This is a genomic window from Halomonas sp. QHL1, assembly GCF_001882345.1.
Taxonomy (GTDB): Bacteria; Pseudomonadota; Gammaproteobacteria; order Pseudomonadales; family Halomonadaceae; genus Vreelandella.
The window spans coordinates 2,506,490-2,530,789 of record NZ_MINL01000001.1; the positions used below are offsets into that span (position 1 = coordinate 2,506,490).

The window sequence follows — 24,300 nt, forward strand, 5'->3', positions numbered from 1 at the left end:
GTAATTATCCGCAGTGCTTATCCAAAGCAGGAGTGAGAGCTAGAACTCCTCCCACTCATCTGCAGCGTGCTTGGCCGGCGAGGGCTTTGATGAGGAGTGCGATGAAAGCGCAGGACGCTTCAGACCGCTATCACCGCCACGTTGTTGAGGGGCCGGAGACGCTAGCGCCTGGTGCTGCGGTGTGGGCTCATCGTCGCCGAGCACGAAGGAGTTGATTAGCTGATTCAGGTGCTCCGCATGGCGGCGCATATTTGCGGCGGCGGTGGTCGACTCTTGCACCATAGCGGCGTTTTGCTGGGTCATGGTGTCCATTTCAGCCACGGCGGTGTTGATCTGGCCGATACCGCTGCTCTGCTCTTTAGCACCGGCGGTAATCTCGCCAATCACATCGGTGACTTTCGCTACACTTGAAACAATCTCGCGCATGGTATCACCTGCGCTGCGCACTAGTTTTGCTCCTGAATTGGTGTGCTGGACCGAAGCATCGATAAGTGCACGAATCTCTTTGGAAGCATCGCTGGAACGGCTGGCCAGAACCCTAACTTCTTGTGCCACCACGGCAAAGCCGCGGCCATGCTCACCAGCCCTTGCGGCTTCAACCGAGGCGTTAAGCGCCAGAATGTTGGTCTGAAAAGCAATTGAATCGATCATGCTAATGATGTCACTAATGCGCGATGCGGAGTCGTTTATATCGCGCATGGTGCTCTCAACCTGCCCCATAGAAGCCTCGCCTTCGCGGGCTACGTCGGCGGTAGACAGCACTAGCGTATTGGCCTGCTGGGCATTGTCGGCACTGTGGCTGACCGTGGAAGTAATTTCCTCCATGGAAGCAGAGGTTTCCTGCAGATTCGCCGCCGCCTGCTCGGTGCGGGTGGCGAGCTCTTCAGAGCTTTGTGAGATCTCCCCCGCCGCCTGGTGCACACTAAGCGTACTGCTGCGTACATCACGCAGAGTGTCCTGCATACGCGCCACAAAGGCGTTGAACTGAACACTAAGGTCGCCAATTTCATCACCGCTTTCAACTGCTAAGCGACGGGTTAAATCACCGCGCCCCTGAGCGATATCCTGCATGGCAGCGGTAGTGCGCTTGATCGGACCCAGGGTACGTCGCACAAGGCCAAACGCCACCAGAGCAATCACGGCGAAAAGACCCAGCCCCAATAGGGAGGCAAATATAATGCCCTGGCGCAAATCAGCGGCAGCCGCGGCTTCAAGTTCGGTAACGGCGTCTTCAACATCGGTAACGTAAACACCTGCCCCAATTAGCCAGTCCCATTTTTCAAGGCGATCAACGAAGGAGTGTTTGGGTTCAATTCTGTCGGTACCCGGGTAATCCCACATATAGCTATAGAAGCCCCCACCACTTTGGGCTACCTTAATGATCTCGCGGATCAGATAGGTGCCATCAGGGGTTTGCGCATCGATCATATTGGTGCCTTCACGTTCCGGCGCAGGTGCCGTTACGATATTGTTACCCTCATAGTCGTAGATAAAAATGTAGTTGTTGTCTTCAAAGCGCATGGAGCGTACCAACTCAGCTACTCGCTGTTTGGCGGCCTCATCATTAGCACCGGCTTGTTCATAAATTGGCGCGATGGCGGTGGTCGCCATTTGGACGATTTCACGCACCGCATTGCGGCGCTCTTCAATCAACATTTCACGCTGTTCTGCCAGCACGTCGCGGGTGTCTTGGGCGTTGCTGTAGGCTTTAAAGCCGACTAGCACAACCGTCACTAACAGAAGGGGGAGCAGTACAAGCAGCAGCACCTTGGTTTGTAAACCAAGAGCTCGTTTGGGAGCAGAAGAAGTGGCCATATGTGAGCAAGTTCCAGAGTCAGTCTTGAATGAAGAGTTTTTAATAGTTATAAGGCCCTTATCGACTTAAAATGAACAAACTTTAACCAATATTGGTATTTTTTTGCTTAATACCCAGCTAATTAGCAAATAATTATTAGCTTCATAACCTAAGTTAAGGTTATTGATAGGTCAGACGTCCATTGTGGGGTTGTGGTGGCCAAGGATGGCCCGTTTTAAGCAAGTCGCTTAACCACAATCTTCGGTTGCCCTGACCCTTCTACCGCCTGGTCAGGGCGACCTTTTTGTTTATAGGGCGGTTGATCAGTTCCTGTTCCTTACTGTCGTCCTCGGACCCAGACCAGACAATTCCTGCCTTCCTTGTTATTTGCTCTTGTTAATTGCTAGCGCCATAGGCGTATCATGCTCCAAGTGTTCAAGGAGAATGGCAAGCATGGCTCAAAACCACTCATTTTTTAGCGCTGTCTTGCTCCTGCTTCCTCGGTTGGCTCACTTCGCTTGGCGCGTATTACGCAACTTCCTGAAAAATCACGGCGTCCTGCTCGCAGGCGGTGTAGGCTACAATATTCTGCTCTCAATCGTGCCGCTTTTTGCGTTGCTCGTTGTGCTGTTAACCCAAGTGGTAGATCAGCAGCATCTACTCAATGTACTGACCGTACAGGCACGTCACATGGCGCCTGCCCACGCCGAAGTGTTGCTGGAGGCGGTTCGCAGCCTGCTGGATTCGCGGGATGTGATCGGCATTCTGAGCTTTCCCATTCTGCTCCTATTCAGCTCATTCGCCTTTCGTATGCTCGAAGACGCCCTGGCGATTATTTTCCATGCGCCGGATAGCCCGCATATCAAGCGCAGCGTCTGGGTTTCGGTGATGCTGCCCTACGCCTTCATGGTGGTTCTGGGGGCAGCGCTAATGGTTCTTACGCTGGTGGTTACCCTGGCCAGTTCACTCAATACGCTGGTAATGCTGTTATTTGAACGGGAACTGCCGTTGGCGGGTTTTTCAGAGCCGGTGCTTAACCTGGCCAGTTTTATCGGGGTGTTTCTACTGTTTAGTGCTATCTACAAAGTGCTGCCGGTGGTGCGCATCGCTTTACGCCGGGCGGTAGTCGGGGGCTTCGTAGCGGCGCTGCTGTGGGAGGGAGTACGGCTGTTACTGGTCTACTATTTCGCCAATCTCTCGTTCGTCAATGCCGTCTACGGTTCGCTGGCGACGCTCGTGATTGTGCTGATTAGCCTGGAAGTGGGCGCCGTCATTTTACTGTTGGGCGCCCAGGTGATTGCCGAGTTAGAACGCAACACCCGCCTTGGCTTGCCATGGCATATCGACCCAAACCGCCAGCCGATTACGCATGTCGATTGAGTATCCAGGGTGTGGCACGTTCAGGGCACACACATGTCCTGGACAAAAGCCTTAAATTAAAAGGGCTTGATACTAACATCGAGATAGGTCGGGGCTAGATCCCGTTCAAGCGGCACAAACATTTCTTCCATAAAGTCCATTAGCAAGTGAGTCGCTTTTAGCGCTTTAGCGGTATCGCGCTCAATGATCGCGTCAAGCATATCCACGTGCATCTGTACATTCTCATGCACGGTGTGCTCACTACCGAGATGGCTCTGATAAAGATACCCCAGCCGACGAAAAGTCGTATGTAGCGGCCGTAATGTCCGTTCCACAAAGGGTTCGTCAGCTGCCTCTAACAGCAGTTGATCCATTCGCTTGTCAAGCTCATTGAAAGGACGAATATCACTTCCCGACTTTAATTCCCGAAGCATGCGAGCTAGTTGGTGCAGCTGGCTTCTTACCAAGCCGCTTGCGTTGTCTATCGCCAGCTCGACAACAAAGCATTCAATATCTCGCCGGATTCTTAACAAACGCCTTTCACGGTGTAAGTCAATGGGCGTAATTCGGACCCCACGGCCAGCACGAACTTCTAAAAGTGTGTCATCTGAAAGTTTGCGTATTGCTTCAAGCACTGGCGTGCGTCCCAGCGATACCCGCTCCTGCAGGTCGGCCATCGTCATCGTCTCACCGGGCTTGAGTTCCATGTGGGCGATTAATGACTCAATTCTCTCGTAAGCTTGCTCTCCCTGTGACATCCCATAAGCCGATGTTTTAGTGACCATTATTTTTTTATCCCAAGAATTTAGAGCCTCATTAGACATAAGTATCATAGTATATCAAGATATATACCAATATATTTCTAATCAGAGCACATGCACATCACACGTTAATAGCGCTTAAGTAGGCCATCACTTTTTAATGAGTTATTTTTTTAAAATAATTTTTAGCCTAAACATAGAAATCAGATCATCTAAATAACTCACATCAATCGCTACTCAATTTGTATTTCACGTGATTTAAATTATTCACCAACAATGGCTTAGCGCACTTAATAAAAGTGTTCACTCGAAGTTCATATCAAAAACAATGATATAAGAGGTGAGAAAGATGTCCTTGTTCGATCTTACAGGCCGAACGGCCCTTATTACTGGTTCATCTGGCGGGCTGGGGCTGGCTATGGCTCGCGGACTGGCTCAGTCAGGCGCTCGAATCATTATTCATGGTCGTAATCGCGACAAACTTGAAGCAGCGCGAGATGCCCTTTCCGAAGAAGGTCATAGCGTGTTGACCACATCGTTCGATATTACCGACGAAGCTGCCATTGAGCAGGCACTGGCAGCGCTTGATGCCGATGGCGTTACTATCGACATCCTGGTCAATAACGCTGGCATGCAGCTTCGCCGCCCGTTGGTTGAGCTCGAACGCGACCAGTGGGACACCGTTATCAACACAAACCTGACCAGCGCCTTCCTGCTGGGTCGCAATGTTGCCCGCAAAATGATTGCGCGCGGTAAGGGCGGCAAAATCATCAATATTGGCTCCCTGATGAGCTCGGTCGCGCGACCAACAGTGGGCGCTTATACGGCTTCCAAGGGCGGCGTGCGTTTATTGACCCAATCCATGGCAGCGGAGTGGGCTGAACATAACATCCAGACCAACGCCATCGGTCCAGGCTACATGATCACGGAAATGACCCAACCACTGGTCGACGATCCGAAATTCAATGACTGGATCGTTGGCCGCACCCCTTCCAAACGCTGGGGCGTTCCCGAAGATCTTGTTGGGACGGTGGTTTACCTCGCATCCCCGGCGTCGAGCTACGTAAATGGCCAAATCATTTACGTCGACGGCGGCATGCTGGCCGTTCTTTAACGGCAATTTAAAACCCGAGAAAGATAACAACACCGGTATGACCGGATGAACGACCTATATAACAACATACAAGGACTAGGCTCATGCAAATCAAACACGCTTTAACCAAAACGCCCGTTTTGCTGACGGCATTGGCGCTCGCCATCAGCAGCACGTCTGCTCTAGCAGCAGATTTCAATGCCAAGCTCTCGTTGGACGTGCCCGAGGGCAATACCAAATATGTAGCGGCGCAGCAGTTTGCCGATCTAGTGCGTGAACGCACAGACAATAATGTTGATATCCAGCTTTTCGCTAACAGCGTTCTGGGTGGAGAAAGCGAATCTGCCGAAGGCATCCGCCTGGGCTCGGTTCAGATGGGCATCATCACTAGCTCGGTACTGACCTCTTGGGTTCCCGAGGTTCAAGTACTCGATTTGCCTTATTTAATCGACGGCGAGGAGCAGGCAACAGCACTCAGCGAACCACTGACCGAAGAGCTTTCGGCAAATTTTGAAGAGCAGGGATTTCATCTACTCGGCTTCTCCGTCAATGGTATACGTCAGTTGATGAGTAGCTTCCCGATTCATTCGATCGACGACATCCAGGGCAAGAAGATGCGCGTCATCCAAAGCCCGTTGCACGTCGACGCTTGGCAAGCAGCGGGTGCCAACCCCACACCGGTTCCCGCTCCTGAAATCTACAACTCCATGCAGACCGGCGTGATCGATTTCTTTGACAACACAGCCACTAACTACCTGACCAACCGCTTCTATGAAGTGGCTCCCTACTATGTAAAAACCGACCACATCTTCGCCATGGGTACTTGGGTTGTTTCACAGAACTGGTGGGAGCGCCTGCCTGACGATTACCAAGATGCGATCACAGAAGCGGCGTTAGAGGTTCAGGCGGAGCTGCCAGCAATGCGCAAAAGTGACGATCAGGCAGCACTGGATGAGACCGTTGCCGATGGGGCTACGATCATCGAAATCGAAGATAAAGGGCCTTGGCAAGAAGCTATGAAGCCGATCCGCGACGAGTATGTTGAAAAAATCCCGAATGGCGAAGCTCTTGTTTCGCTAATCGAAAACGCGGAATAACGACCCTGTCGGCCCCACCGTAATGGTGGGGCCGAGTGTTTGTTGCGCCTTAATTGGCACCGCCCTTCTGGAGCGTATCGGATGTCTGCCTACCGTTTTTCCCTTGCAACCTCCCCACTGGGCATCGGCCGCGCCGTCACTGGGCTAGAGAGCCTGGTCCGTTTCCTTGTCTTCGGCATTCTGTTAGCCATGACCTTGGCTGTATTAGCTGGTGTCATCTCCCGCTATGTCTTCAATGACTCCTTCTCGTGGACCGAAGAGTTTGCGATCTGGTGCTTTACCTGGTTGATTTTTCTCGGCGCGGCGCTAGGCGTACGCCAACAGCGCCATGTCGCTGGCGACTTTCTGCCTAATAACCTGCCAGCCTGGCTTGCAGGTGTATTGGGCTTCACCCAAAACCTGATCCTTTCGCTGACACTGATTATGATGCTGTTCGGCGGCTACCAGCTAGCCGATATGGTGGGTGGTACTAGCGCCAGCTTACAGTGGCCCACGGCTATAAAGTACGCCGTCATTCCCATTTCCGGCGTCATCGCGCTGGTCTTCCTGCTTGCTCGCAACGCTGACAATACATGCATCCTGATCCGTAATTTGGGGGCAATCGTCATCGCTGGCTTGATCTATATGGGGTTGGATCAAGGCCTATTGGGCCCCCTACAGGGCATCTCACCGAGCCTGATCATGCTAGTGGTTTTCTTTCTGGCACTTGGGGTGGGTGTGCCGGTATCGTTTTCGTTGATGTTCGGGGTATTTCTGGCCAGTTCGGCGTCGTTTATTCTGCCGGCTCCAGCGGTGGTTCAGAACATGGTCACCGGCTCGACTAAGTTCATCTTGCTAGCAATCCCTTTCTTTCTATCTACCGGTTATCTACTTAACCTCGGTGGGCTTTCGACTCGCTTGATTGATTTCGCCACAAGCCTGGTCGGTCATCTGCGCGGCGGCCTAGCCCACGTCAACATTCTCAACAGCCTTATGGTCGGCGGTATATCCGGTTCATCAAGTGCCGATGCCGCCAGCAGCACCAAAATTTTGGTGCCTGAGATGGTCAAACGCGGCTACTCGCCCGCGTTCTCCTGCGCGGTCACCGCCTCATCGGCTATTCTGCCCAACGTGGTACCTCCTGCCATCGCTATGTTGGTCTATGCCTCGGTCGCCAACGTTTCCATTGCCCGTTTGTTTATGGCCGGTATCGTGCCAGCGATCATGGCGGCCGGTGCGTTGATGTTGGTCGCTTATTGGATCTCCGTGCGACGTCAGTACCAGACCGCCACGGCGCGTGCGCCAATGTCGACGATCTGGCATACCTTCGTACGGGCGCTACCGGTACTGGTTATCACCGTCGGTGTTCTTGGCGGGATCCGCTTTGGGGTGATTACCGCCACCGAGGCAGGTGTTGTGGCGCTGCTTTGGACGTTCGTGCTTGGCAAGCTGGTATTCAACGCGTACGACTGGAAGCAGTTTTACCGCTCCTTCGTTGAGTGCGGTACGGACGCTGCGCTGGTTGGTTTTTTGATCGCGGCCTCGGTACCGTTCGCATGGATCTTGATTGCCGAGCAGGTACCCCAGGAGATAGTAGGCTGGGCGGGTACGGCGGCTGACAGTCAGTTCGGGTTGTTCATCATCCTTTTAGTAGTGCTTGCCGTTGCCGGCATGTTTCTCGACCTGACGCCTGCGATGCTGATCATCGCTCCTTTGTTTTTACCGATGATGACCAATGCTGGCGTCGACCCGGTGCAACTGGGGATCGTGATGATTATTACCTTGCAACTAGGGGGGATATCCCCACCCGTGGGGCTATTGGTATTTATTACATCGCAGATCGCCAAGGTATCGCCTTCCGCCGTGTTCCGTGCGGCGGTACCTTTTATCGCTGCGACCATGGTGATCGTCCTGCTACTGTGTATGTTCCCCGCACTAACCATTGGTTTGTGGAATCTGTTGGAATAATAAGTCGCTGAACAACAAAGGCCGCCAAATGTTTGGCGGCCTTTGTGCATCGCGAACTTACTAGATTGCCCCTGTACTCACGGAAGCCGCTGTATCAGCCTGCGGGCGCCGCTCATCCAGCATCCCTTTATCGAGAATAAAACGGATGATCTCCTCAAGCCCTACTCCGTCATAGAGATTGGTAAACACAAAGGGCCGCTCGCCGCGCATTTTCTTGGAGTCGCGCTCCATCACGTCTAAAGAAGCGTGAACATACTCGGCGATATCGATCTTATTAATGATCAGCAGGTCTGATTTGGTGATGCCAGGCCCGCCTTTGCGGGGGATTTTGTCGCCTGCCGAGACGTCGATGACATAGAGCGTTAGGTCGGAGAGCTCAGGGCTAAAGGTGGCCGATAGGTTGTCCCCGCCCGATTCCACCATCACCAGCTCCAGCTTGGGATGGCGCGCCTGTAGCTCGTCGATGGCCGCCAGATTCATCGAGGCGTCTTCGCGAATCGCGGTATGCGGGCAGCCGCCAGTTTCTACCCCCAGAATACGGTCTGCAGGCAAGGCGTCGTGCTTGAGCAGGAAGTCGGCGTCTTCGCGGGTGTAGATATCGTTGGTGACCACGGCGATGTCGTAGTAATCCCGCAGCGCTAAACAAAGCTGCTTGAGCAGCGCGGTTTTGCCGGAGCCAACCGGGCCACCCACGCCCACGCGTAAACAGTGAGTCATAAATCTCTCCTCAATCGATAAGTTGATTAACTTCTAAGCTAGTTAACGTCTAAACCTTTAACTTCTAAACAGGCGCGAATATTGGGTTTCGTGCAAGGCGCTGGCCAGGGCCAAGCCGGGTAGCACCGGGCCTAGTTCATCGTCCTCGAGCGCCAGCGCCTGATTAACGGCATTCACTAGCGCTGGGCGCAGTTGCTCAATCACGCGCTGAGCAGCGGTATGGCCAAGCGGCAAGGCCTTGCAGGCCACCGCTAGTTGGTTCTCCAGCCACGCCCAGGCAAAGCCCAGCAGCGTTTGACGCACGGACACGCCACGGAAATGTGCCGTGTAGGCAAACAGCGTGACATAGCCTGCCTGGGGCGGAAGCAAGGGCGGTAGTAAGTCTTCACTTGGCAGCAGTTCATCTTTTGGTAATAGATCCAGGCTGCCTAGTAGGCGTTTTAGCGAAGCGCCCAGCCTGCTGTCTTCGGCGGCGAGTTCAGCGGTTTCCCGGGTGGCGGCCAGCCACTCATCCCACGCGGCAATTGAGTTACTACCTTTTGCAATGTCCGCCTGACCAAACGCATCGTGCAACCGCGCCAGCACTGGCAGTTCGCAGCGGGTTAAGCCATCTTCCAATACGCCGCTTAACCATTCGGCAAGACTGGCTTCATCGCGCACCCAGTCCAACTCAAAGGCGCTTTCCAGCCCTTGGGAAAAGGCAAAGGCGCCAATCGGTAGCGCGGGGCTCACCAACTGCATCAGCCCTAGCAGCGCTAGCTCGTCACTTTGGCTTTCTAGCGCGGCGAGTTCAGTGGGCATGGTGATGCTCATGCGAGTGGTCGTGGTCGTGGTCGTGTGAATGTTCATGCTTGTGAGCATGGTCGTGTGAGTGACCATGCCCGTGGGAGTGCCCGTGCGAATGGGAGTGCCCGCCACCCACTTGGTTATACGCGCCCGGCTCCGGGTCGAAGGTGGCGTTGTGGTGCTCTAGTTCTGCGCCCAACAGCTCGGCGAGTTCTTCCAGCACATGATCCGGTGGGAAGCGCACCCAGGCACCCTTGTCATCTTCACCCAGCGCCAGCTGCACGTGGCGATTGCCCAGATGGTAGGCCAGCCGCGCCAGCGGTAAGCCAGTACTCACTCGCGCGGTAACCACCGGTTCTACGGCGGCGCAGACGCGTACCACTTCGCCGCTTTCGGCTTTAAGGCCTTCACCGCTGCGCAGCACCGGGCCGCGATCAAGAAACAACCCCAGCTCACGACCGCTATCGCTTTGCGCTTTTAAGCGCCCACGAATGCGAAGCTCGAAGGGCAGCGTGAGTGTGTCGCTCGCCGCGCTTTCCTCTATCAGCCCTAATCTTTCTATCAGTTTTAGCATGACTAGCGTCCTTTCTCGCTCGGTGCGGCTGTGCCGGGGGTAGGCCGTAGAGAGGGTCTTTTGCCATGGATGGCAAAAGTAGCGTACACGGACGTATTCACAGCGCCCTCTCGTAGACCTACCCCCGGCACCCCGGATAATAGCTCAATCAAAACAAGTGATACCGCTGAGCCAGCGGCAGTTCGGTGGCGGGCTCGCAGGTTAAAATTTCGCCATCGCAGCGCACTTCGTAGGTTTGCGGGTCGACGGTTAGTTCTGGGCAGGCATCGTTTAGCTTCATATCCTGCTTGCGCACCTGGCGAACGTTTTTACACGCCGCCAGTTCGCTATTTAGCCCGAGGGTCTCTTTAATGCCTGCATCCAGCGCGGCCTGGCTGACAAAACTGAGCCGGGTTTGGCTGGCCGCACGGCCGAAAGCGCCAAACATATAGCGGTAATGCACCGGCTGCGGGGTGGGAATCGAAGCGTTGGGGTCGCCCATGGGCGCTGCCGCAATCATGCCGCCTTTGATCATCATCGCTGGCTTAACACCAAAGAAGGCCGGCTTCCATAGCACCAGATCCGCCAGCTTACCCACTTCGATGGAGCCGACTTCGTGGGCGATACCGTGGGTGATCGCCGGGTTAATGGTGTACTTGGCGATATAGCGCTTGGCGCGGAAGTTATCAGCACCCAGGGCTTCATCTTCCGGCAGCAGGCCGCGCTGCACCTTCATTTTATGCGCGGTTTGCCAGGTGCGGCAGACCACTTCACCGACCCGCCCCATTGCTTGGGAATCCGAGGCGATCATTGAGATCACGCCCAGATCATGAAGGATATCTTCAGCGGCGATGGTTTCCCGGCGAATGCGTGAGTCGGCGAAGGCCACGTCTTCGGGGATATTGGGGTCGAGGTGGTGGCACACCATCAACATATCGAGGTGTTCGTCGATGGTGTTGACCGTGTAGGGCCGCGTTGGGTTGGTAGAAGACGGCAGTACGTAGGCTTTCGAGCAGGCAGTGAGAATATCCGGGGCGTGGCCGCCGCCCGCACCTTCGGTGTGGTAGGTGTGAATGCAGCGCTCTTTAAAGGCGGCCAGGGTGTCTTCCACAAAGCCCGATTCGTTCAGGGTGTCAGTGTGGATTGCCACTTGCACATCGTACTCGTCCGCCACGTTGAGGCAGTTGTTGATTGAGGCGGGCGTAGTGCCCCAATCTTCGTGCAACTTGAGGCCCATGGCACCCGCTTGGAGCTGTAGCTCTAGGGATTCAGGCAGGCTGGCGTTACCTTTGCCCAGAAAGCCAATATTCATGGGCAAATCATCGACTGCTTGCAGCATTTTGCCGATATGCCAAGCGCCTGGCGTGCAGGTAGTGGCGTTGGTGCCAGTCGCCGGGCCGGTGCCGCCGCCGAGCATGGTGGTCACCCCGCTCATCAGGGCTTCTTCGACCTGCTGAGGGCAGATAAAGTGGATATGGGAGTCGATACCGCCTGCGGTCAGGATCTTACCTTCGCCGGAGATAATTTCGGTACCGGGGCCAATGACGATCTCAACATCAGGCTGTACGTCAGGATTGCCTGCCTTACCAATCGCGGCGATGCGGCCGTTTTGAATGCCCACATCAGCTTTGACGATGCCCCACCAGTCTAAAATCAGTGCGTTGGTAATCACCGTATCCATCACCGTGTCGTCAGAGCGCTGGCTTTGACCCATGCCGTCGCGGATGACCTTGCCGCCGCCGAATTTCACTTCATCGCCGTAGTGGGTGGCGTCTTTCTCGACTTCGATCCACAGCTCGGTATCGCCCAGGCGCACGCGGTCGCCCACCGTGGGGCCGTACATATCGGCATAGGCTTGCCGACTGATCTTGTTAACCGGTTTCATTGTTTATCTCCATCGAGCGCACCCATGACATCGCCGCGAAAGCCGTAAATTTCGCGCTTACCAACATAGGGAATCAACGTGACTTCGCGGGTCTGGCCGGGCTCAAAGCGAATCGCCGTGCCTGCGGCCACATCCAAGCGAAAGCCCCTGGTTTTGTCGCGATCAAACACCAGCGCTGGGTTGGCTTCGGCGAAGTGGTAGTGGGAGCCAATCTGGATCGGCCGGTCGCCGGTATTAGCCACCTCGACGCTAATCCGCTCACGCCCTACGCACAGCTCGATATCACCTTCTTTTAACTTGTACTCACCGGGAATCATTTGGTTGCTCCTTTCAATCGCCCCTCAAACAATAGGCGTATGGACAGTGACCAGCTTGGTGCCGTCGGGGAAGGTGGCTTCCACCTGCACTTCATCGACCATCTCGGCGACGCCGTCCATCACATCCTCACGGCTAAGGATCTCGCGGCCAAAGCTCATCAAGTCCGCCACGCTGCGGCCATCCCGGGCGCCTTCCATAATTTCAAAGCTGATCAGCGCCACCGCTTCCGGGTAGTTAAGCTTTAAACCACGCGCCTTGCGGCGCTCCGCCAGTTGGGCGGCTGAGAACAGCAGCAGCTTGTCTTTGTCTCTCGGGGTTAATTCCATGGGGCATGTCTCCAGCAGTGCATCGCAGTGATGCCAATTAGGTTAGCCAAATTCGCGGTGTATGAGCTTCACGTTCGATCCAAAGGGGGCGCAAGACTCGCCACGCATGTTCGCAAAGCGCCCAAGCCTCATTGCGCGAGTTGCCTAAATAGCGCAGTAGCAGAACACCGTGGCGGACGGTGACTGCCCAGCGTGGGTTATCCGGCAGCGCTTCACGCAAGGCTTCAATGGCCGCAGGCGCGTCGGCGATCCCCACCGCCCAGAGAGTGGCCTGCACCGTGGCACCGCCCTGACCCCAGCGCCCGGCAAAGCGTGGGTGCAGTGGGTCTAGCGGTTGGCGCTCTAGCCACAGCGGCTTGCCATCCAGAGTTAAGCGGAAGTGCTGCTCAATGCGTCCGGAAACATAGGGTAAATCGCTGGCTGGACGACCCAGCGCCATCACTTCCCAGCCCAGGCAGCGGGCGCTGCCGTGAAGATCAATCTGGGTGCGCTGCTCGCCCTTGGAACCATCAAAAGCGATGGTCTCCTGGGGTAGCCACTCCAAAGTTGCGTTATCTTCCACACTTAGCCGGGTGTGCTGCGTCCATGCAACGCCCTGGCTATCGGCTTTATAGAGCTTGTTGGCCGCCGGGGTCGTCAGCAGCGTATGGGCACCGCTCTCTACATGAGCACTAATGGTAAGCACATCGCCGCTGACTAACCCGCCCGGCGGGTGAAGCACATAAACATGACAAGCCTCACTACGCCCTTCGGGATAGAAAGGGCGCTGCACTCGCAGTGGCCCCTGATGGCGCGCCTGCACCATGCGAGTGGCGCCATCGCGCTGGGCAAAGGTGAGCGCTAACGAAGCCGCCCAGTGGCGGCCTGCATCGAAGCGGTGGCCAGAGGCAACGTGTGGTTTGGCGAGTTCGCACAGGATCATGGGTTGCTATCGCTTCCTTTTCACTAAGCCTTTAACTTATAGAAGCAATTAATGCGCCAAAATGGTGAAAAGCAACGGGAAGCGTTATTTCTGGGGCTACATACCGTTTCCATACGATGCACAAACAGGCAAATGCACCAAAAGAGAATGCGGCAATCTTATAAAGCACCAAAAAAGCGCAATCACATGACTATCAGTTGGATATTGAAGAGCTTTCTGAGCTCACCTTTGGCCATGCATATCACTTGACGGGGGTAACAGCCTCATGTATATCACTTGATATGCTTTTGATATATCAAATGAGGATAGCTTCATGGATGCCCATTTCACTCAATACCAGCCACCCAAAGCCTTGGCGTCCGGTTTCTGGCAACAAATTGGCTTGCCAGCCAGAGGCCGTAAACTGCATGAGCTGTTGCATCAAGGCGTTGAGTATCGGGTTTACCCCAGGCTGGCTAAGGTGTCAGGTATCGAGCAGAAGGCGCTGGCAGGCTACGTGGATATTCCCTCTGCTACGCTGAGCCGACGCGCCAAATCGGGCCGCTTCAAAATGGCGGAAAGTGACCGGCTGTATCGCTTTGCTGAACTCTTCAAAGCGGCACTAGACCTTTTCGAAGGCGACGGTGAGGGGGCCCGCGCCTGGCTGCTCAAACCCAATGCCGGGCTAGGCGGGCGTCGCCCCGTCGAAATGAGCGCCACCTCAGCGGAGTATCAAACGGTATTGAACCTGATTGGGCGGCTGGAGCACGGGGTCGCTACGTGACCGAGATAACGGCCTATCGACTGATTAAGCGTAAGTATCAGGACAACGCCTTCGATGGCGAAGGCGCACGTGTTTATGGCGGGCGTTGGAACAGCCCGGGAAATGCCTGTGTGTATGTGGCAAGCTCCGAGTCGTTGGCACTATTGGAAATTATGGTGCATCTGGAAAGCTATCGGCTGCTCAACGCCTATGCACTGTTGCGCGTGACGCTGCCAGCCGAGAGTATTATGGGCGTTGGCGCAGAAGACCTACCGGAAAACTGGCAGGAAGCGCCAGCGCCAGCAGAGACCGCTGAACTTGGCGATGGCTGGCTGGCTTCCGGCCAAAGTCTAGCACTGGCCCTGCCGAGCGTAGTCGTGCCGAGAGAGCTCAACTACATGCTCAACCCGGCACACCCCTTATTCGATCAAATCATCGCGACGGCCGAGGCATTGCCATTTCAACCCGATCCAAGACTTTGAACCGGGTGTGGATAACTTAAACCGTCAGATGCTGCTTGATCAGCTCATTGGAGAGTTCACTGATCTCGCCTTTGGCCACCGGACGGCCGCGATCCATAATCACAAAGCGGTCTGCGTATTTACGGGCAAATGGCAGCTTCTGCTCCACCAGTAGCACCGTTAGGCCATCTTCGTTGATCAACTGACGAATCACCTGTCCGATCTGAGCGACGATATTAGGCTGAATGCCTTCCCCCGGTTCGTCCAGAATCAGCAGTTTGGGTTCGATGACCAGCGCACGGCCAATCGCCAGCTGCTGCTGTTGCCCGCCCGAGAGGTCGCCGCCACGGCGGTTTTTCATCTCTTTAAGCACTGGGAATAGCTCATAGACCCGCTCGGGAATCTTCTTCAGCCCGTCGCTGCGGGCGGCAAGGCCGGTGCGCAGGTTCTCTTCTACGGTGAGAAGCGGGAATATCTGTCGCCCCTGGGGCACGTAGCCAATACCCAGCCGCGAGCGTGCTTCAACGGCTTTTTTAGTCAGCTCGATTTCGCCTGTCTCGGCGGTGTAGCGCAGCTCACCGCTTTTGATGGCCACCTCGCCCATCACGGCTTTCAGCAGCGTGGTTTTGCCCACTCCGTTGCGGCCCATCACGCAGGTGCACTGCCCGGCGGGAACTTCAAGATCCAAATCCCAGAGGGTGTGACTTTCGCCGTAAAACTGGTTGAGCTTTTCAATGGCTAGCATCAGGCGGCCTCCTCGTCATCGGTACCCAGGTAGACCTCGATTACTTTGGGGTCGCTGGAGACTTGATCCATGGTGCCTTCCGCCAGCACGCTGCCCTGGTGCAGTACGGTTACCTGGCGGGCAATGGAGCGTACAAAGCCCATATCATGCTCCACCACCACCACGGACTGCTTGCCAGCCAGCCCGGTGAGCAACTCCGCAGTGCGCTCCATCTCCTGCTCGGTCATGCCCGCTACCGGTTCATCCACCAGCAGTAGACGCGGGCGCTGCATCAGCAGCATGCCGATCTCCAGCCACTGCTTTTGGCCATGGGAAAGAATACCCGCGGGCTGATGACGCAAATCCGTCAGGCCGATGGTTTCCAGCACTTCGTTAATACGGTCTTTGATCTCGCCGGTCATGCGGGCGGTCAGGGTAGGAAAAATCCGCTTGTCCGCCGCCATGGCCAGCTCCAGGTTTTCAAATACCGACAACGCTTCGAATACCGTGGGCTTTTGAAACTTGCGGCCAATGCCTAGGCTGGCGATATCGGGTTCGTTCATATGCAGCAGGTTATGGCGACTACCGAACCACACGCTGCCGCTATTGGGTCGGGTTTTTCCGGTAATGATATCCATCATGGTGGTCTTGCCCGCCCCGTTGGGGCCGATAATGCAGCGCAGCTCACCGTCGTTGATGGTCAGGTTGAGATTATTGATGGCTTTAAAACCATCGAAGCTCACGGTGACATCTTCCATATAGAGAATCGGGCCGTGGCGAACATCCACTGGTGAGGCCTGGGGCGCCATGAAATCGAACACCCGGTCACGCTGGGACAGCGATTGCAGCAAACTCATGCGGAGGCCTCCTCGGGCGTGCGTTGATGGTCATGATTAGCCGAATCGTCGCGCTTACGGTGTTTGAGGTAGCGAAACAGCCCAGCCACACCCTTGGGCAGAAACACCGTGACCAGTACAAACATCGCCCCTAACGCAAACAGCCAAGCGTCGGGCATTACGCCGGTGAAGATGGTTTTGGCGTAGTTGACCAGAATGGCGCCAATCACTGCGCCATACAGCGTGGCGCGTCCGCCCAGGGCGACCCACAGCACAATCTCAATGGAGAAAATCGGCGAGAATTCGCTGGGGTTAATAATCCCCACCTGGGGAACATAAAGCGCCCCCGCCAAACCTGCCAGCATGGCCGAGACCACAAAGACGAAAAGCTGGAAGCGCTCGACCCGATAACCGAGAAAGCGCGTACGCGCTTCGGCGTCTCGAGTGGCCACGCTCACCCGGCCCAGCTTGCTGGTCACAATCGCGCGGCAGAGGATGAAGCCCAGCGCTAGCGCCACCCCGGTGGCCAGAAAAAGCCCTAACCGCGTGGCATCGCTGCGTAGATCGAAGCCGAGAATTTCACGGAAGTCGGTGAGGCCGTTATTGCCGCCAAAGCCCATCTCATTACGGAAGAACGCTAGCATCAAGGCAAAGGTGAGCGCCTGGGTAATGATCGACAGATACACCCCGGTGACCCGTGAGCGGAACGCCAAAAAGCCAAACACCAGTGCCAATAGCCCCGGGGCCAGCAGCACCATGGCAAAGGCAAACCAGGCCATATCAAAGCCCTGCCAGAACCACGGCAGACTATCCCAGTTTAAGAACACCATAAAGTCGGGCAGTACCGGGTGGCCGTAGGTACCGCGATCGCCAATCTGGCGCATCAGGTACATGCCCATGGCGTAACCGCCGATAGCAAAAAAGGCACCGTGGCCGAGGCTTAAAATGCCCAGATAGCCCCACACCAGATCGACCGCCACGGCCAGTAACGCGTAGCTTAGGTACTTACCGAACAGATTGACCGTATAGGCCCCGATATGCAGCGGGTTTTCCGGCGGCACTGCCACGTGCAGCAGCGTGACCAGCGCCAGCGCGGCGACCAGCACGCCCACAAAGATCTGCGTGGAGCGCTCGCTGAATGGGCGTGTTAGCCAAAAATTTGTCGATGATTGCGTCGTTAATGACATCGCTTAGCCCTCCGCAGCCCGGCCCTTCTGCGGGAAGAGTCCACGCGGGCGTTTCTGAATGAATAGGATGATAAACACCAGCACGATGATTTTGGCCAGCACCGCGCCGGCCCAGGGTTCCAGCACCTGGTTGATAACCCCCAGCGATAGGCCAGCAACCAGCGTGCCCCATAGGTTGCCCACGCCGCCGAATACCACCACCATGAAGGAGTCGATGATGTAGTTCTGCCCCAGGTTAGGGCCGACGTTGGTGAGCTGGGAGAGCGCAACACCGGCAAGACCGGCCACACCCGAACCTAGCGCAAAGGTCATGATATCCACGCGAGTGGCGCGAATGCCCATGGAGCGTGCCATGGCACGGTTCTGGGTGACAGCACGCACCTCAAGCCCCAGCCGCGTGCGACGCATAATCAACATCAGACCAGCAAACACCACCAGCGCAAAGCCGAGCACGTACATCCGGTTAAGCGTTAACGACAGCGCATCGTTAACCACCAGCGAACCGCTCATCCACTCCGGGGTAATCACGGTACGATTGAGCGGTGAAATCACTGTACGCACCAGCTGCTGCAGAATCAGGCTGATACCAAAGGTCGCCAGCAGGGTTTCCAGCGGGCGGCCTTTGAGGAACTGAATCACGCCGCGCTCGATCGCCACACCTGCTAAGGCGGCGACCATAAAGCCTGCGGGAATCGATAGAATCAACGCCAACCCCGGCTGGCCGGGCAGCAGTTGCTGCATCGCCCAGGTGGTGTAGGCACCCAACATCATCAGCTCGCCGTGGGCCATATTGATCACGCCCATGACCCCGAAGGTGATCGCTAGGCCAATGGCGGCAAGCACGAGCACCGAACCGAGGCTTAAGCCGAAATACAGCGTTTCCAGGCCGCGGTTGATTTTGAGCTGCTGCTCAATGCCCGCCAGAGAAGCCACTGCAGCATTGGCTACCACCGGGTCATCGCTGTTGGCCGCCCGGCTTAACGCCACGCGAGAGCGCGGGTGTAGGCTGCCATCCAGGGCTTCAACGCCGGCCATTTCACCCGCTTCGGTACGATAAATCGCCACGGCCTGGGTCAGCCGATAGCGCACCTGCTCATCCTCTTCTTGCTCAATCAAATCGTTGAGGGTGGGCACCAGCTCACCGTCTACTTCACCCAACAGGCGCTCGGCCGAGGTGCGGCGGCGCTCAACGTTAGGCGAGTAAAGGTCCACGACGGCAATGGCGCTACGCAGCTGATTACGCAGGTTGTTGTTAATGCCGATACGCTCCAGATCACGACGAGACATCTCGCCCAGCGCTTCGCCGGTTAGGACATCGGCCACCGGCCAGTCGCGGCCGCGGTTTTCGAGTACCAGCACGAACCGGCCGTCTTCGGTGCGCTGTAAGCGGCCATCCAGCAAGGCCTGCAGCCAGTCTCGTGCGCGCTCATCATCGCTTTGCAAAATGGCGGTAATGGCTTCGCCTTTGGCGGTGTATGACTCAACGTCCAGCGCCTCTAACAGTTCGAGTGCGGCGGTGTCATCGGCATTGCCGGTAGTTGAGCTCGTTTGTGCTTGGGCGGTCACTGTGATGCTCAACAACAGTAGGCACAGCAGCCCTAAGGAAAGGAAACGCCTCATAGGGGTTCTTCCTTTGGTTATCTAAAGAGGGGGGGAGTTAGCGTGCTCCCTCGCCAATTGGGCTTCAACCAAGAGACGAGGGATCAGTATTACTCACTACAGGAGCTTTTACTCAGCGAGCGCCGCTTCGGCTTCTTCTGCTGCGGTGCTGCCACCGCACGAGCCGTTCACGACGTTGAAGTTGCCGCACTCCATCGGCTTGCGCCAATCGGCAATCAGGTCACGGGAGCCAGGCAAGTAGTCAGACCAGGCGTCACCCGCCACGGTAGACGGCGTCTGCCAAACGATATCGAACTGGCCGTTGTCCTGAATCTCACCGATCAGCACCGGTTTGGTAATGTGGTGGTTGGGCATCATGGCCGCATAGCCGCCGGAGAGGTTAGGCACGGTTACACCGATAATGGCGTCTTTAACCGTATCGACATCCGTGGTGCCCGCTTTGCGAACCGCTTCGGCCCACATATTGAAGCCAATGTAGTGCGCTTCCATCGGGTCGTTGGTTACGGCTTCTTCGTCGCCGGTGTACTCAATCCAGGCATCGATAAAGTCGTAGTTGTCGTCGTTATCGACGCTCATGAAGTAGTTCCAGGCGGCCAAGTGACCTACCAGTGGGCCCGTATCAATACCGGTAAGTTCCTGCTCGCCCACAGAGAAGGCGATGACCGGAATATCGGCAGCGTCGATTCCCTGGTTAGAAAGCTCGGTATAGAACGGCACGTTCGCGTCACCGTTAACCGTCGAGATTACGGCGGTGGGTTTACCCTCTTCACCGAAGCGACGAATTTCTGCCACGATGTTCTGCCAATCGGAGTGACCGAATGGCGTGTAGTTAACCATGATGTCCTCTTCCGCGATGCCGTGTTCGTCCTTGAGGAAGGCTTCAAGAATACGGTTGGTTGTACGCGGATAGACGTAGTCGGTACCCACCAGCGCAAAGCGCTCGATACCCACTTCGTTGATAAGGTATTCAACCGCAGGAATCGCCTGCTGGTTAGGCGCGGCGCCGGTGTAGAAGACGTTTTCAGAGGACTCTTCGCCTTCATACTGTACCGGGTAGAACAGCAGCCCGTTGAGTTCCTCTACGACGGGTAGTACGGATTTACGCGAAACTGACGTCCAGTTGCCGAAAATCACGTCCACTTCTTCCTGGTCTAGCAGCTCCCGGGCGCGTTCAGCAAACAGCGGCCAGTTAGACGCCGGGTCAACCACCACGGCCTCTAATTGACGGCCCAGCAAACCACCGGCTTCGTTCTGCTGTTCGATAAGCATCTCAACGGTGTCTTTGAGGACGGTTTCACTGATCGCCATGGTGCCGGAGAGGGAGTGCAGGATACCGACTTTGATCGGGTCATCGTCTTGGGCAATCGCCTGGGTGCTGGCACCCATAATGGCGGCGGTGAGTAAAGCGGTCGCGAAACGGCCACTTGAAAGGAAGGGGCGCGGGTGTGTCGAGCGTTTGAGAGTGTTCATTGTTAATCTCCTTGCACCCCTTATGGCTGGGGTTTGTTATGACCGGGGCTTGATGATTGGCTTCGCACTTGGGGTGGTTGTGTTAGCTCCCCCAATACGTCCACTAGCCATTAACACCTGCAAGGGGTGCGCCAGATTGGCACAAAGTTGCCTTATAGCTATCTAATCAGATACTTAATAATCATCAGAAAATCTCAATATTCACCAAATGCACCAAAATAAAGCGCAACAAAGCAGCTAAAGCACCCTCTCAATGCACCAATAAGATTCAGTGCACCAACGAAGTACTTGAGCTTTTAAAATACACACCAGCAACCCAGCGCTTACTTATCAGTTACAAAGCTACTCCTTGTTACTCGTCAAAACGGAAATAAAAAAGGAGCCTTGGTATCACCAAGGCTCCTCGCTATTCACCCTTCAAGTAGTGGCGTTAAACAGCCACGTCGGGTGGAACTTTCTTACGGCGTTTTTTGAGTAACGGCAGACCAAGCGACAGCAAGGCGACAACCAGTAGGCCAAGCGAGATAGGCTTGTCTATAAAGGTCATCCAGTCGCCACCGGAGATCTGCAGCGCGCGGCGCATGGACTCTTCCATTATGTTGCCCAGAATCAGCGCTAGAATCAGCGGTGCCGCCGGGAAGCCAAACAGGCGCATGCCCAGACCGACCAGGCCAAAGCCAAGCAGCAGCAACAGGTCAAATATGCTGAAGCTCATACCGTAGACGCCGATCATGCAGAAGATCAGTATCAGCGATAGCAGCAGTGGGCGGGGCATATCGAGAATTTTGGCGATATAGGGAATCAGCGGCAGGTTAAGTGCCAGCAGGAAGATATTGCCGATATACATACTGGCAACCACGCCCCAAAACACGTCCGGACGCTCTGCAAGCATCATCGGGCCGGGGTTCACGCCCATGACCAGCAACGCGCCAAGCAGAACGGCGGTGGTGCCCGAGCCCGGCACACCCAGCGTCAGCAGTGGCACAAAGGAGCCGGTACAGGCAGCGTTGTTGGCAGCCTCTGGCGCAGCAACGCCTTTGATGTTGCCCTGCCCAAAGGTGTGGCCATCTTTGGCAATGCGCTTTTCCATGCTATAGCCCAGGAACGAGCCGATGGTCGCGCCCGCGCCTGGCAGTACGCCGGTGAAGAAACCCAGTATAGAACTACGCCCAATAGGCCCAGCGATTTCTTTCACTTCGCTACGGGTTAATTTCAGCGACCCAATCTCATTGCGGGGCATTTCTTTGCCACCGCCGCCACGCAGCAGCATATAGAACACCTCGGCAAGGGCGAAAATACCCAGGGCCACCACCAGAAAGTCGATGCCATCAAGCAGCTGCACTGAACCGAAGGTAAAGCGCTCGGTACCGGTCTGCATATCGATACCGATAATCGAAATAATCACCCCCACCACGGCGGCAATTAGTCCTTTGACCAGTGACTTATCCGAAAGCGAGACCACCGCGGTCAAGCCCAACACCATCAGCGCAAAGTACTCGGAAGGTCCAAAGCTTACGGCCACTTTGGAGAGCAGCGGCGCTATTAGCATCAGGAAAATTACCGATACCGTGCCGCCCACAAATGACGAGTAGGCGGCAATCGCCAACGCTTTACCCGCCAGGCCTTTTTTGGCCATCGGGTAGCCGTCAAAGGAGGTAGCCACGGTACCCGCCACGCCGGGGGCGTTGAGCAGAATCGAGGACGTGGAGCCACCGAAGATGGCGCCGTAGTAAACCCCTGCCATTAGGATCAAGCCAGACGAGGGCTCCATGGCAAAGGTGATAGGAATCATCAAGGCAAGTGCGCTGATAGGCCCTAGGCCCGGCAGCATGCCGATAATGGTGCCAGCAAATACGCCGGCAAATACGTAGGCAATATTGATTGGCTCGAGCGCGATGCCAAAGCCGTACATCAAATTATTGAAGGCATCCATGGGAATTACTCTCTTAAGAACTGTTAGCGGAAAGAGCTGCTAACACGGCTTTGTTTAGAAAGGCAGCAGGCCAGTGGGCAGGTAAACATCCATCACCTGCGTCATGGTCAGGTAGAGCGCCAGCACCACCCCCAGCGACGTAGCGAGGTTGACCCCATGGCGGCGATAACCGTAGTAGGCTGTTAAGCCAACGCTGAGTAGCGTAGAAGCCAGCACAAAACCCAGCGGCACCAGCAAAAACGCATAGGCTGCAATCGCTAGCGAGGTAACGATGACCCGCGCCCATGGCGTAAACAGCATTGGGCCTTGGGTGGCTTCTTGATCTATCTCATCGGCACCGGCTATCGGCGTAGGTTTCTCAAAAAACAGAAACACCGAGAGGATCAGTAGAGCGAAGCCTAATACTTTAGGAAAGAGGTCAGAGTCGACCGGGCGCGGCAGAGGAAAGGTGGGGATTTGCCACGCCATTGCGATATAGCCAGCGGCCAATATCGCAAATACCAGTGCTAACCACTGATTGGTATTTAAACGAGTCATAGGAGTCTCTCCGAAGGAGCCAATGCGCCTCCAGCGGTTAACAAACTTGTTCTTAACAACCAGTTTTAACGACTAGTAGCTAACAACCAGCGGTTAACGACAGGAAGCCCCAGCCGTACTTGGGCGGCTGGGTTATACAGGAGTAGGGTTACTGGCGCAGTAGGCCAAGCTCGCTCAGCACGTCGCTGAATTGCTCTTGCTGCTGAACCAGGAAAGCGCCAAATTCTTCGCTGTTTTGATAGGCGTCGATCCAGCCCAGTTGGTCGCTTGCTTCACGCCATGCATCGGTTTCGAGCATTTCGGCAAACAGGTCTTCGTAGTAGGCCACGGCCTCTTCAGGCATATCGGGAGCGCCCATCACGCCGCGCCAGATGTCGAAGGTGTAGTCAAAGCCCTGCTCTTGGTAGGTAGGTACTTCGCTCAAGCCGGCGCCCAAACGCTCTTCAGAAGAGACGCCCAGCGCACGCAACTGGCTGCCTTCACCCAGTTGGCCAACCGCTTCACCCGCACCACCGACAACGGCTTCGATGTGACCGCCCATCAGGTTGGTCATGGCGTCGCCACCACCGGAGAACGGGATGTAGTTGACTGCTGACGCTTCCATACCCGCTGCCGAGGCTAAACCTGCGATAGCGATATGATCCATGGAGCCCGGCGCACTGCCGCCGCCAACGCTTAAGCTGGAGTCTTCTTTCAGCGCATTGAGCAGATCTTCAAGGGTCTGATACTCGGAGTCCGCCGCCACTAGAATGATTGAGTAGTCTGTGTTGATCCGCGCGACCGGGGTAAAATCGGTGTGGTCGTAGCGCGAGGCACCCGCCAGCGGCACTAGGATCATCGGCGGGCTGGTAGCGAACAGTTTATGCGGGTTACCACTATCGCGGGCAACTTGGGCCCAGGCCACGGCACCGCCGCCGCCAGGAACGTTGATCGCGGCAAAGCTTTCATCGGCTAGCTCTTCCTGCTGGATGACCCGCGACATGGTGCGAACGAGCGTATCCCAACCGCCGCCGGGGTTAGCCGGTGCAACGAACTCAATAGAGCGTTCAGGCGTCCACTCTTGTGCCTGTGCGGCGGAGTTGAGTCCAGCAACAGCGGCCAGGGGCAGAGCAAATAGCGATAAACGCTTGAGGGTAAGCGACATCATGATGGCGTTCTCCACGTATCAGTGTTGTTGTGTGGGGCTGTCTTATTAAGAGACTGCACGTCGCGAACGTTAGAAGACCATGCC

Annotated in this window: 23 protein-coding genes; 6 read left to right on the top strand and 17 right to left on the bottom strand. The window is 55.8% G+C overall.

Going from position 1 to position 24,300, the window contains the following annotated elements; genetic code table 11:
• Window positions 1-39: 39 nt before the first annotated feature.
• A complete protein-coding gene (locus QHL1GM_RS11420) occupies window positions 40-1,815 on the bottom strand; it encodes a methyl-accepting chemotaxis protein (protein WP_071694586.1) in 1,776 nt (591 codons plus the stop codon).
• 433 nt (window positions 1,816-2,248) lie between these two features.
• Here QHL1GM_RS11420 and QHL1GM_RS11425 point away from each other — a divergent pair, with 433 nt between their 5' ends.
• Window positions 2,249-3,175: a YihY/virulence factor BrkB family protein gene (locus QHL1GM_RS11425; protein ID WP_071694587.1), complete on the top strand. Its 927-nt coding sequence runs from the start codon at window positions 2,249-2,251 to the stop codon at window positions 3,173-3,175.
• A gap of 56 nt (window positions 3,176-3,231) precedes the next feature.
• Here QHL1GM_RS11425 and QHL1GM_RS11430 read toward each other — a convergent pair whose 3' ends face one another.
• Window positions 3,232-3,939: a GntR family transcriptional regulator gene (locus QHL1GM_RS11430; RefSeq protein WP_175540376.1), complete on the bottom strand. Its 708-nt coding sequence runs from the start codon at window positions 3,937-3,939 to the stop codon at window positions 3,232-3,234.
• 325 nt (window positions 3,940-4,264) lie between these two features.
• On the opposite strand from QHL1GM_RS11430, the gene QHL1GM_RS11435 reads away from it, so the two are divergent.
• From QHL1GM_RS11435 to QHL1GM_RS11445, 3 genes are all read left to right on the top strand, one after another.
• The gene (locus QHL1GM_RS11435) at window positions 4,265-5,029 is read left to right on the top strand and encodes an SDR family oxidoreductase (protein WP_071694588.1); all 765 of its coding nucleotides are present in this window, start codon (window positions 4,265-4,267) and stop codon (window positions 5,027-5,029) included.
• An 83-nt stretch (window positions 5,030-5,112) separates the two neighbouring features.
• On the top strand, window positions 5,113-6,105 hold the full coding sequence (locus QHL1GM_RS11440; RefSeq protein ID WP_071694589.1) for a TRAP transporter substrate-binding protein: 993 nt from the start codon (window positions 5,113-5,115) through the stop codon (window positions 6,103-6,105).
• Window positions 6,106-6,186: 81 nt separating this feature from the next.
• Window positions 6,187-8,052, top strand: coding sequence for a TRAP transporter large permease subunit (locus tag QHL1GM_RS11445; RefSeq protein ID WP_071694590.1), 1,866 nt, complete (start codon window positions 6,187-6,189; stop codon window positions 8,050-8,052).
• A 60-nt stretch (window positions 8,053-8,112) separates the two neighbouring features.
• Here QHL1GM_RS11445 and ureG read toward each other — a convergent pair whose 3' ends face one another.
• From ureG to QHL1GM_RS11480, 7 genes are all read right to left on the bottom strand, one after another.
• Entirely contained in the window at window positions 8,113-8,769 is a 657-nt protein-coding gene (gene ureG / locus QHL1GM_RS11450) for an urease accessory protein UreG (RefSeq protein WP_071694591.1), read from the bottom strand.
• Between the two features lie 57 nt (window positions 8,770-8,826).
• The gene (locus QHL1GM_RS11455; RefSeq protein WP_254795302.1) at window positions 8,827-9,582 is read right to left on the bottom strand and encodes an urease accessory protein UreF; all 756 of its coding nucleotides are present in this window, start codon (window positions 9,580-9,582) and stop codon (window positions 8,827-8,829) included.
• The gene (locus QHL1GM_RS11460) at window positions 9,560-10,129 is read right to left on the bottom strand and encodes an urease accessory protein UreE (RefSeq protein WP_071694593.1); all 570 of its coding nucleotides are present in this window, start codon (window positions 10,127-10,129) and stop codon (window positions 9,560-9,562) included. The genes QHL1GM_RS11455 and QHL1GM_RS11460 overlap by 23 nt, the downstream gene beginning before the upstream one ends.
• Before the next feature lie 148 nt (window positions 10,130-10,277).
• A complete protein-coding gene (gene ureC, locus QHL1GM_RS11465) occupies window positions 10,278-11,993 on the bottom strand; it encodes an urease subunit alpha (protein WP_071694594.1) in 1,716 nt (571 codons plus the stop codon).
• Complete coding sequence (locus QHL1GM_RS11470; RefSeq protein ID WP_071694595.1) at window positions 11,990-12,310, bottom strand: urease subunit beta; 321 nt, start codon at window positions 12,308-12,310, stop codon at window positions 11,990-11,992. Before QHL1GM_RS11470 ends, ureC begins: the two co-directional genes overlap by 4 nt.
• Before the next feature lie 24 nt (window positions 12,311-12,334).
• Window positions 12,335-12,637 (bottom strand): urease subunit gamma, encoded by a 303-nt coding sequence (locus tag QHL1GM_RS11475; protein WP_071694596.1) that lies wholly within the window; start codon window positions 12,635-12,637, stop codon window positions 12,335-12,337.
• 37 nt (window positions 12,638-12,674) lie between these two features.
• Complete coding sequence (locus QHL1GM_RS11480) at window positions 12,675-13,559, bottom strand: urease accessory protein UreD (protein ID WP_071694597.1); 885 nt, start codon at window positions 13,557-13,559, stop codon at window positions 12,675-12,677.
• A gap of 313 nt (window positions 13,560-13,872) precedes the next feature.
• On the opposite strand from QHL1GM_RS11480, the gene QHL1GM_RS11485 reads away from it, so the two are divergent.
• Together QHL1GM_RS11485 and QHL1GM_RS11490 are read left to right on the top strand one after the other, a co-directional pair.
• Window positions 13,873-14,322 carry an antitoxin Xre/MbcA/ParS toxin-binding domain-containing protein gene (locus QHL1GM_RS11485; protein WP_071694598.1) on the top strand — a complete coding sequence of 150 codons (450 nt, stop codon included), beginning with the start codon at window positions 13,873-13,875 and terminating at the stop codon, window positions 14,320-14,322.
• On the top strand, window positions 14,319-14,783 hold the full coding sequence (locus QHL1GM_RS11490) for an RES family NAD+ phosphorylase (protein WP_071694599.1): 465 nt from the start codon (window positions 14,319-14,321) through the stop codon (window positions 14,781-14,783). The genes QHL1GM_RS11485 and QHL1GM_RS11490 overlap by 4 nt, the downstream gene beginning before the upstream one ends.
• 16 nt (window positions 14,784-14,799) lie before the next feature.
• Here the strand turns inward: QHL1GM_RS11490 and urtE are convergent, their stop codons facing one another.
• The 8 genes from urtE to QHL1GM_RS11530 all read right to left on the bottom strand — a co-directional run bounded on the left by urtE (window position 14,800) and on the right by QHL1GM_RS11530 (window position 24,216).
• Window positions 14,800-15,507 (bottom strand): urea ABC transporter ATP-binding subunit UrtE, encoded by a 708-nt coding sequence (gene urtE / locus QHL1GM_RS11495; RefSeq protein WP_071694600.1) that lies wholly within the window; start codon window positions 15,505-15,507, stop codon window positions 14,800-14,802.
• A complete protein-coding gene (gene urtD, locus QHL1GM_RS11500) occupies window positions 15,507-16,343 on the bottom strand; it encodes an urea ABC transporter ATP-binding protein UrtD (RefSeq protein ID WP_071694601.1) in 837 nt (278 codons plus the stop codon). Before urtD ends, urtE begins: the two co-directional genes overlap by 1 nt.
• Window positions 16,340-17,509: an urea ABC transporter permease subunit UrtC gene (gene urtC, locus QHL1GM_RS11505; RefSeq protein WP_071694602.1), complete on the bottom strand. Its 1,170-nt coding sequence runs from the start codon at window positions 17,507-17,509 to the stop codon at window positions 16,340-16,342. The genes urtD and urtC overlap by 4 nt, the downstream gene beginning before the upstream one ends.
• Window positions 17,510-17,512: 3 nt before the next feature.
• Window positions 17,513-19,129 carry an urea ABC transporter permease subunit UrtB gene (gene urtB, locus QHL1GM_RS11510; RefSeq protein WP_071694603.1) on the bottom strand — a complete coding sequence of 539 codons (1,617 nt, stop codon included), beginning with the start codon at window positions 19,127-19,129 and terminating at the stop codon, window positions 17,513-17,515.
• A gap of 108 nt (window positions 19,130-19,237) precedes the next feature.
• A complete protein-coding gene (gene urtA, locus QHL1GM_RS11515; RefSeq protein WP_071694604.1) occupies window positions 19,238-20,599 on the bottom strand; it encodes an urea ABC transporter substrate-binding protein in 1,362 nt (453 codons plus the stop codon).
• 430 nt (window positions 20,600-21,029) lie between these two features.
• Entirely contained in the window at window positions 21,030-22,532 is a 1,503-nt protein-coding gene (locus QHL1GM_RS11520) for a tripartite tricarboxylate transporter permease (protein ID WP_071694605.1), read from the bottom strand.
• 54 nt (window positions 22,533-22,586) lie between these two features.
• Window positions 22,587-23,069 (bottom strand): tripartite tricarboxylate transporter TctB family protein, encoded by a 483-nt coding sequence (locus QHL1GM_RS11525; protein WP_071694606.1) that lies wholly within the window; start codon window positions 23,067-23,069, stop codon window positions 22,587-22,589.
• A gap of 148 nt (window positions 23,070-23,217) precedes the next feature.
• Window positions 23,218-24,216: a tripartite tricarboxylate transporter substrate binding protein gene (locus tag QHL1GM_RS11530; protein ID WP_071694607.1), complete on the bottom strand. Its 999-nt coding sequence runs from the start codon at window positions 24,214-24,216 to the stop codon at window positions 23,218-23,220.
• Between the last annotated feature and the right edge of the window lie 84 nt (window positions 24,217-24,300).